The sequence below is a fragment of the Erwinia sp. ErVv1 genome, assembly GCF_900068895.1.
Taxonomy (GTDB): domain Bacteria; phylum Pseudomonadota; class Gammaproteobacteria; order Enterobacterales; family Enterobacteriaceae; genus Erwinia.
Genome location: NZ_CDPK01000026.1, coordinates 12,337 through 21,169 on the forward strand (window position 1 = coordinate 12,337; position 8,833 = coordinate 21,169).

Below are 8,833 nucleotides of genomic sequence, written 5' to 3' on the forward strand. Positions count from 1 at the left end.
AGTGGCGATCGTTATAGTTTTATTAATTATATATGCATTCTTTTTACTCCCATCAGGAAGATAGTACTCCTTAACCTCAACCTTAAAAAAGAATACATTTCATCTATAAATGAAGATATATTTTCATTCATACTAATATTACCTAACGAACATCCAGATATTATTTCAGAATTAAAGTTTATCATATTAGAAGCCACCATTTTTTAGCACCCCATCAATATATACTGGAGAGTCTTTAATTAGATCGTAGTTTTTAAATTCACCATTACCGATCCTTCCAAAGAGGGCTACCGTCCAAAGGGCGGTGACCGCACCACGCCGCAGGTGAACATTGCGGGTAAGTGGCTGGCCGAGGCGGGATTTGAGGTGGGCACCGGCGTCAGCCTGAAGGTACTGGACGGCTGTCTGGTGCTGATCCCCTACAGCCGCAAGGAAACGCGACTGCGCCAGGAGCAGGCTCGGCTTGAGCAGCAGCGGCGGGAGATTGAGCAGACCCGGCAACAGGCGCTGGCGCTGCTGGCTCAGGCTGGCGGCTAAAATAAAAGCCGGAAGGATCACCGGGATCGCTTCCGGCTTATTTAACTATAATTCTTTATAGGCTTGTTCTGCATCGATAATTATACTTCCCAACTCAAGGTCAAAGGGCCATTGGTCTGCGATTAAGTGTGCTATCCCAAGTGTCCTTTTATTTTTAGGGGGAATACTATCCGATAATACCTTCTGCAAAGTAATTTCAAATACTTTTATAAACTCACCTATTTGTTGATGTGAGCTTATAGCTAAAACGTTGATATTATTTCCAGCAAGAACTTTGTTCAGTTCATCAATCGCTTTTTTCAACTTAAAAATTGCTTTATCTTTATTATTCATATTTATAAATCTATTAAGTTATTGAGGTCAGAGATGTATTTTTGTATCTGGCCACCCGACAATCCTACTCCTTGAGCTGAGGCTCTACCTTCAAGAATGACCGAACCTGGCGTAACTTTAAATTGAGAAAAATTAGTCATCTGATTCCATTCAGTTTTTACTGCCAGACTTTCTCTTGTCGCAGGGAATGTTTCAAATATATAGCGTCCTCTTGCCTTTGCATTTACCCCATCGAAATATCTTAATCCATATTCTGAATCTGTCGCTTTACGAACCCGAAGGGAATGTATTTCAAAAGATTCTAAAATCTGCTTCCTGAATTTCCGGGGAACACCTTGTTTCTTCAAATAAGCCGAAGCGTCTTTAACGCCCTTATAAGCATCTGAAGAACACCGACTCAACCCCAACGGATCCACCCAGTTCAGCGGGTTCGGCGCATAAGCATAAAGATTCAGCCCACCCGCCAGCCCTATCGGGTCAGGCTGCGTAAAACGTCCACAGTCTGGATCGTAATAACGGAACAGATTGTAGTNCCCGCCAGCCCTATCGGGTCAGGCTGCGTAAAACGTCCACAGTCTGGATCGTAATAACGGAACAGATTGTAGTGAAGCCCTGTCTCCCTGTCCAGATACTGCCCCTGCATCCGCAGGTTCTGCGCAAAGCCCGGTGCTTTCAGTCGCGCTTCACGCAGCAGTTTTCCCCATGCGCCGTTATCACCCTGCCAGCGCGTTTCGCCCTCTTCGTCCGTCAGTTTCTCCGGCGTACCGTTGGGGTGACAGTGAAACCAGTAAATCTCCGGATCGCTGACGCCGTCAATACGCGCCAGCGGTTCGTAACTGGCCTGATCCGCGTAAACGTAGGTCAGCGGGATGTCGTCCTGAATCTCCTGCAGCAGCCGCAGGCCTTCCCAGACAAACCCGGTGGTGCGGGGCTGACCGGCTGGCTCTCCCTGTTTCACCGTCCGGCTGGTCTTGCCGATCCGACGCCCGAGGGGATCGTAACGAAAGCTGACGTACGTCTGGGTGCCGTGCCGCCCTTCCCGTATCACCTCACTGAGCCGGTGCTCGCCGTCATAGCGGTAGCGCCACCGCTCGCCATCGCGGATTTTTTCAACCGTGCGACCGTGGATATCATAGCGGTAGGTCGCGCCGTTAAGGTGGGTGACGCGGTTATGCGACACCCTGTTCACCCCGGCATCCAGCGGATTCGACGCGGCATCCCAGCGCCACTGCTCGTGGTCCGGCAGGCTTCCGTCCTGTTTCAGCAGCCGGCCTGCAGCATCGTACTGCCACTGACGCCAGGTAAAGGGGTTATCGTCCTGCTCTTCGCGCACGAGGTTATTACGATAGTCATAGTCCCAGCGACGCGACCACTGCCGCGGTGCCGGGCGCTGCTGACCATCGGTAAAGACGTCTCGCTGACGCAGTCGCCCCAGCCGGTCATAGCTGATATGGCTGTTTAGCATGCCCTGGGCGCGACGGGTCTCACGGTGCAGGCTGTCACGCCGGAAGCTGGTGATCGGCAGGTTGTCCAGCGCGATATTCAGCAGGTGCCCGCTGCCGTAGTAGAGATTGCGCAGCCTGCGCCCGTCGGGCAGCGTGGTGCTGGTGCGGTTGCCCAGCGCATCCCACTCATACTCCACCATGCCCTGCTCACCGGTCTCTTTTACCAGCCGCCCCAGCTTATCCCAGGTGAAGTCCAGCGCCTGCTCGGGTTCGTGGGTGACGTTTTCATCATCCAGCGCCGGATGATATGAGGCCTGGAGCAGCTGCCCAGGCTTTGAATAGCTGAAGCGTGTTTCACCGTCCGGGGAACGTCTGCCGGTAACCAGCCCGCGTGGATCGTAACGAAACAGATGGCTAAATGCGTGGGCGGTATCCGCCGCGAAGGTCCGCTCCGCCACGCGGCCACTGGCGTCATAGCCATAGCGTGTAACCACGCCATCCAGCCCGTGCTCTTCAAGCAGCAGGGAATCTGCTCCCCACTTAAAACCGTAGCGTTCACCATTTTCATTAATCAGACCGATCAGGCGACTGCGGGCATCATATTCACGACCCACTTCATCACCCTGCGGGTTGCGTGTGGCAATCAGCCTGCCTGCATCATCATAGCGGAACTGGCTTTCGCGGCCATCTGCCGCCTGATGCGCGATGGGTAAACCCCGTTTGCTCCAGCGCAGCTTCTCTTCCCACCCCTCCGCGCGCTGGAGTGCTAAGGGACGACCGGCGGCATCATATTGATAATGCGTTTCTTCACCGTCTGCGGCGATCTCCGTCATCAGCCAGCCTAGCGGGTGCCAGAGATAGCGCGTGGTAAAACCGGAGCAGTCCATTACCGATATAACCTGACCGGCAGCATTGTAGGCATACTGATTCACACCGCCGAGCGCATCGGTGCGACGGATAACCTGGCCGTAATCATCCCGTTCCAGCTGTTCGCTCAGTCCTTCTGCAGAAAATACCTTTGCCAGACCGTAGCGTTCATCGTAAATAAAACGCGTACCTGAACCGTCGGCCTCAATAATGCCCGTCGGCAGCGCACGCGTCTCCAGCCACTGCGTGGTGCGAACGTTACCGAGCGCGTCCTGTTCTTCGACCCGGTTACCCGCCTCGTCATAGCGAAACTTCACCTCATTACCGAGGGGATCCACCGTGCGAGTCAGCTGCTGATTTTTATCCCAGTCGAAGCGCCAGCTTTCCCCCCTTTCATCAATGTAGCGGGTAATCAGCGCCTGTTCGTTCCAGTAGTGCCGGTGCTCGCGACCGTCAGCATGAACCACCGAGGTCAGGCCCGCCTCAAGGTCATAGGTCATGACGCTGCTGTCGCCGGTGCTGGTTCGCGTTGCCACTACCCGCCAGTCGTCAAAGTACTGCCAGCGATATTCACTGAGCATACCGCCAGGCAGGCGATGCGCGCTCATCAGCCCCTGTTCGTTATAGCTGAACTCTCGCGTAATAACCCCGGCGGCATCGGTCACCGTGGCCAGCTGGCCTGAGTCCGCATAGGTGTAGGTCATCAGCTGCCAGCTTTGTCTGCCGTCAAAATGGCACAGTGATGTGACCCGCTGAGCAAAACGGATATCGTCGTAGTGAACATGAAGGTCGACAGCCCCGGGTACGTCATAAATACGGTTCAGACGGCCCTCTGCGTCATAATCCATTTCCAGCATATTGCCGTACTCATCGCTGAGCGAGGCCAGCAGCAACAGCTGTGGGTTGGCACGCAGCGGACGATAGAGTCGCCAGACGCTTCCGTCATCATCCGCTATCGCCAGCTCCCCGCCCGGCCCCTGACGGATGATCAACCCATCGGTGGGGCTGTAGAGCGGCTCATTTTCAGGGGGTAAGGAAAAACGTAATTCACGACCAAATTCATCCCACCACAGGCCGTCGCTGCCATTTACCTCAAGCCGGGTATCGAAAATCGTTGTCCAGCCGCGTCCGAACAGGCCTTCGAGTCCCGAGCGACTGTTGTAGTTACGCTGCCAGTGCAGGGGAAAGCGTCCTGGCAGCGTGAAATCCAGGTCGGTCTGGTCATTAAGCACCTTTGCGCCTGTCGCAGCATGGACCGGATTTGAGGAGGAAAAAACGGCATTGATCAACATATCAGCCGCCATACCACCAATCGCATTGGCAACGACACAGGGCATACTGCGTATGACTTCTCCGGGCCGCCCTCTCAGCAGGGGAAGTAACATCATAACCAGCGCCAGCCCGGGCGTTTTGCCACTTTTTATCTCACGGACAATGACGCTTTCCCCACCGATAATCACATCTGGCGAGACGTTGTCTGCCACCGTTGCTTCGCAGGTTGAACGATCCCCCGCCCGGATGGCAGGCTGCCCGTTAATCAGCACCGACGAGGATCCTTCTGCCAGAAACTGTGGGCCAGCGTGTTTATCACAGGCGATGGTGTCCTGCTGAGTGGGATCGGCATTGGCAACGGGCCCGGCGACCGTGGGTTGCCAGAGGGAGTGAGCGATCTGTCCTGCGCTCCCTAACAGTTCCCGGCCATAATCCATAAAGCTCATTGGAGACTGGCTTTCGGGTACGACCGAAGCGGGCGGAAGCAGCTTCGCGGCGGCTCGGGCAGCCAGTTTTTTATTGGTCAGAACATTTTCGGAACCGCTGGTGATTTTGCCGCTGACCGAAGGGGGGAACAGGAAATCCCCCATGCCGCTGGCGAACTGGGCGATCTTATCGGAGACCCCCGTCACATTTGCCAGCGCGCCGCCAATAATCCCGGTTAGCACGCAGCTTGAGCCCACCGCCGCTACCGCAGTGCTCACAGCCGCCACGCCAGCCAGTGGGGCCGCGGCCACGAGGGCGGCCCCAACGGCAAAACCAATGGCCGCGAAGGCAGCGCCTTCCACCACAATGCTGGTGATATCCGCAAAGATGCTGGAGTGGATGAGATCATCCCCTATCCGGGCAGCAGGTTTATTACTCATAACTCAGGCATCCTGTCCTGGAGGGGTAAGTGACAGGGTATTTTTCAGCGTATTCCAGCGGATATCATCCTCTGCGGTAAAAGGCCGCAGCGCAGAGTAGGTGAAGACCATCAGCGTATTATTGTTCTTTGCCTGGAGGGCGAGCTGGTGCTGGTAAAGTTGCTGGCCATTGCGTTCAAAGTGGCTGGTCACCTCCACGCCGCGAATGTTTCCCTCGCTCCCTACGCTAACCCGGCGAAAGTCAGACTGCACCAGACTGGTCATCTGCGCGCGCATACGATCCCACTGCTGATGGAATTCCCTTTCAAAATCGCTTTCGTCAGGAACGGGCCCACGGCTGACGATCACAGAGATGCCATTTGCCTCATCCCGCAGCACGTTCATACTGTTGTCCAGCCAGTCGCTGGCATGCAGCGAGAAAGATCCTTCATTCAGATGATATTGCATAGGTATTGTCCACTTTAAAAATAATGAGGGTGCGCAATAAATATTTATTGCGCTTTTATTGCCCACGGTTATCAGTTAATAAATAGTCTTTGGTCTGCTATCCACGCACCTTTTTATTAAACCTGAACTTTACTGCCCTGGCTTACGCGTATATCTGGCGTGTAAAAAGAAACCGGGGAGGTAATATTATCCTGCGTAAAAATAGCACCGCTTACTTTATTATCATGCTGGGTGTTTTTCCTTTCCAGCGCCATGACGCTATTGTCTTTTTCCTTTATTGCGAGGTAGGAGAGGCGATTACAGGGGCTAGAATAGATTAATCACAATCAGAACCAGAGCATATGTCTTATTTGTAATAAGCCAATGAAAGCTTAATATGTGCCGGGTAAAAACCTCTTCTTCCCCAAAATTCACTACTCTCCGTTTTCTATCCTTCGTGTTAACAAAAGGCAACAGCATCTCTTACTTACTGTCTTTTCTCTGGAAATCATTCGCCCGTTCAGCGGTCATTTTGAGATAACAACTATCGCCAACAATCAGGGATAGTGTTCCGCCAGGCTCTTGTGATTGAAATGCCTCGCAGTTTTCGTCCCTAAATTTAACCCATGCTCGCTGGGCATTCACAAATTTTTTCTTTATGTCACTACTCATTAGTGAAATGTAAGCTTTATAATTGGCGTTTAGTCTTTTGTCCTGGCTGTCAATCTCATCTGCATAACATGCCCTCATACTCACCGTGGCACCTTCCGCCGTTTTCATACACTTATCAAATTACTCAGAATAATCCACTTCTTTAGCCAATGCAGAAGTAGACAGAATGGATATAAGAGTAATAAGTACAATCGATTTCATATCAGTTCCCACCGGATAACATGTCCAATGCACGGCTTTGTTCACTAACATATCTTCCCGCCAAATCTGCCTTACCATTGGCATCCAGGGAAGATAAAATATTTACATAGTCAGTTCTGTTTTTATAGAGTTGAGAAATAAATTTCTGATCAAAGTCGAGACTATCCACGTTTGTTGTCGACTTTATATCGTTAATAGTGTCTGCCAGGATCTTTGGCGCCCACCATGATGTACCGAAGTTGACCATACTGCATCCTGAACTACGGCACTCCTTGATGATAAATCAACCTCTGTTGTTTTTAGTACCTTAGCCAAAGTTGGATATTCAGGGTCAGCGTTGATAATAAGGCGCCATCCGCCGCCAAATTCTGGCCCTCCCAGCTACCAGAAAATGGCCCCCTCAGCACTGGCATAGAGACTGGCTAAGCCGGACAGCAGGAGCAGAGTGGAAAAACCAGTTTCATTTTATGATGACCTTTGAGCAATCAGTGATGCTATGAGGGAAATAGATAGCATCGATCAATGCTGGCGTTCTTTGAAATTTTATTTATAAATAACTATTCTATTTAGAGTCAAATATCACTCTTTTAAGGCAGTCAGGCTTCGCTTCAGAAAAGCTAAAAGTTACAAATAACCCCTTTTCATCAGGATTAGATGAAAAACTTGTCGTTTCTTCCAGAGAACGGCCAGTTGGCATGCCTGATAATACTAATCCCTTATACTTTTTATGCACATCTTCTCTGGATATGCATTTTCCCGAGACCTCAAAAGAGAGAAAAGCAGGTGTAGGCGCTGTATCTTTACTGACTCTGAGATCTACGCTATCAATTTTTATCCCATCTTGTAGGGGAAAACCCCCGCCGATGAAAAAACGCGTATGTGCCGTCTCATGTTCAAGTAACAAGGGATTACTGAAGGAACGCATCATCTCATCCTGAGTTTTAATTAAGTTAACCTTCATGTTATCAACAAATGTCCAAAAATTGACATGTTTCATATTCCCTCCCCAGGCCACATTAACGAATGAAATACATAAAAACGCTGCATAAACCATCTTACTTTGACGGATAATTCTTATCATACCACCCTCCATAATAGTCCTCATAACTTTCTTTGGTTGTGGATGTCACTTCCCCTTTCCCAAAAATTCTTCCAATCTTCTCTTCTGCCGTAACTCTGCTGATGGTCTTATCCGATAACTGATCATAGATTTTATTGTAGCTTGCCTGATTAGAAGTGTTTCCTGCTATGCCAATGTCATTACCTCCGTTCTTCAGAATTTCCCTTTGTACTTCGATGTTCTTTAATGTGGCCGCTCCTTCATCACTCAATGCACTATTTAAGTAAGCATCTCGCGAAGAGAGATCGGTTCGGGGAGTATAAAGTGCATGACCTGTTTCATGAGACAATGACTGCACAACATTTTCAGGATTTGAAATTTTATTGCTGTCGATCTTGATAACTTTATTATTTCTATCGGCGAATGTTCCCTTACCGGCAGCACCTTCTTTTATTGACCATTTCTGTTTATCAAGCGTCTCAAGATCTTTGCTGAGAGTTGGAGATTTATTGACCAGATTGTCTACGTCTTTGCCAAAAGGGGTCAACATCGTTTCAGGCGTTTGAGTTGCACCCTGATGCTCTTGTGCCGGATTTGGAGACGGCGCTACCGCCTCACTCCCCTTTTTTGCCGGGAACTGCGCCTCCACCGCGCTTTTGATATACCCTTTGTGTCCAGCGCCGGGTGCCACAGTGGCTGCTCCCGTGCCGTCATTCAGGTTCAGCTTGCCGCCGCTGGTGTTGATATAGCCCGAACCATTAACAAAGATATTGAATCCTTTCCCGATCATATTGATCTGCCCCGCCGCCGTCAGCTCAATAGCGCTCTCACCGCATTCTAAGCGTAACTTAGTCCCTGACGCCAGAACGTATTCTTCCACCACCGCATCTTCTTTTTTGCTCCCGGTCAGAAGGGTTTCATTCACTTTTACGCTATGCGTCCGGTTCGCTTCCACCCGGTGCGATTCATCCCGCCCCACATAGTGAGAGTGATTCTGCCCCACGCTATGAGAAGCATCGTTCTTCACCTGGGTATCCATATTCTTCTGCGCCTGGATCCACACCTGCTCCTCCCCCGCTTTATCCTCGAAGCGCAGGGCGTTGGCGTTGTCCGGCGAGCCATCCTTACTCCGGCTCAAAAAACCCATCTGCGTC

7 protein-coding genes and 3 pseudogenes are annotated in these 8,833 nt (G+C 50.9%); 2 read left to right on the top strand and 8 right to left on the bottom strand.

Features of this window, described 5'->3' with window-relative positions; genetic code table 11:
- Together A1830_RS23595 and A1830_RS20720 are read left to right on the top strand one after the other, a co-directional pair.
- The coding region (locus A1830_RS23595) for a hypothetical protein (RefSeq protein WP_231877696.1) at positions 1 to 207 on the top strand (207 nt) is incomplete at its 5' end.
- Positions 208 to 243: 36 nt separating this feature from the next.
- Positions 244 to 537 carry a SymE family type I addiction module toxin gene (locus A1830_RS20720; protein ID WP_082804232.1) on the top strand — a complete coding sequence of 98 codons (294 nt, stop codon included), beginning with the start codon at positions 244 to 246 and terminating at the stop codon, positions 535 to 537.
- Positions 538 to 582: 45 nt separating this feature from the next.
- Here A1830_RS20720 and A1830_RS20725 read toward each other — a convergent pair whose 3' ends face one another.
- The 8 genes and pseudogenes from A1830_RS20725 to A1830_RS23085 all read right to left on the bottom strand — a co-directional run.
- A complete protein-coding gene (locus A1830_RS20725) occupies positions 583 to 870 on the bottom strand; it encodes a hypothetical protein (RefSeq protein WP_067710481.1) in 288 nt (95 codons plus the stop codon).
- A 2-nt stretch (positions 871 to 872) separates the two neighbouring features.
- Positions 873 to 5,320 (bottom strand): annotated as a pseudogene (locus A1830_RS20730) (RHS repeat-associated core domain-containing protein).
- A gap of 3 nt (positions 5,321 to 5,323) precedes the next feature.
- On the bottom strand, positions 5,324 to 5,767 hold the full coding sequence (locus A1830_RS20735; protein WP_067710485.1) for a DcrB-related protein: 444 nt from the start codon (positions 5,765 to 5,767) through the stop codon (positions 5,324 to 5,326).
- Positions 5,768 to 6,229: 462 nt separating this feature from the next.
- The gene (locus A1830_RS20740) at positions 6,230 to 6,526 is read right to left on the bottom strand and encodes a lysozyme inhibitor LprI family protein (RefSeq protein ID WP_231877697.1); all 297 of its coding nucleotides are present in this window, start codon (positions 6,524 to 6,526) and stop codon (positions 6,230 to 6,232) included.
- 94 nt (positions 6,527 to 6,620) lie between these two features.
- Entirely contained in the window at positions 6,621 to 6,866 is a 246-nt protein-coding gene (locus A1830_RS20745; RefSeq protein ID WP_067710487.1) for a hypothetical protein, read from the bottom strand.
- Between the two features lie 17 nt (positions 6,867 to 6,883).
- Positions 6,884 to 6,934 (bottom strand): annotated as a pseudogene (locus A1830_RS24155) (hypothetical protein); the annotation flags it as partial.
- 247 nt (positions 6,935 to 7,181) lie between these two features.
- Complete coding sequence (locus A1830_RS20750; protein WP_156485058.1) at positions 7,182 to 7,700, bottom strand: hypothetical protein; 519 nt, start codon at positions 7,698 to 7,700, stop codon at positions 7,182 to 7,184.
- Positions 7,675 to 8,833, bottom strand: a pseudogene (locus tag A1830_RS23085) (type VI secretion system tip protein VgrG); the annotation flags it as partial. The gene A1830_RS20750 and the pseudogene A1830_RS23085, both read right to left, overlap by 26 nt.

Coding starts and splice junctions, on each gene's coding strand:
- A1830_RS20750 (WP_156485058.1), bottom strand. CDS start 7,700: ATGATAAGAATTATCCGTCAAAGTAAGATGGTTTATGCAGCGTTTTTA.
- A1830_RS20735 (WP_067710485.1), bottom strand. CDS start 5,767: ATGCAATATCATCTGAATGAAGGATCTTTCTCGCTGCATGCCAGCGAC.
- A1830_RS20740 (WP_231877697.1), bottom strand. CDS start 6,526: ATGAAAACGGCGGAAGGTGCCACGGTGAGTATGAGGGCATGTTATGCA.
- A1830_RS20745 (WP_067710487.1), bottom strand. CDS start 6,866: ATGGTCAACTTCGGTACATCATGGTGGGCGCCAAAGATCCTGGCAGAC.
- A1830_RS20725 (WP_067710481.1), bottom strand. CDS start 870: ATGAATAATAAAGATAAAGCAATTTTTAAGTTGAAAAAAGCGATTGAT.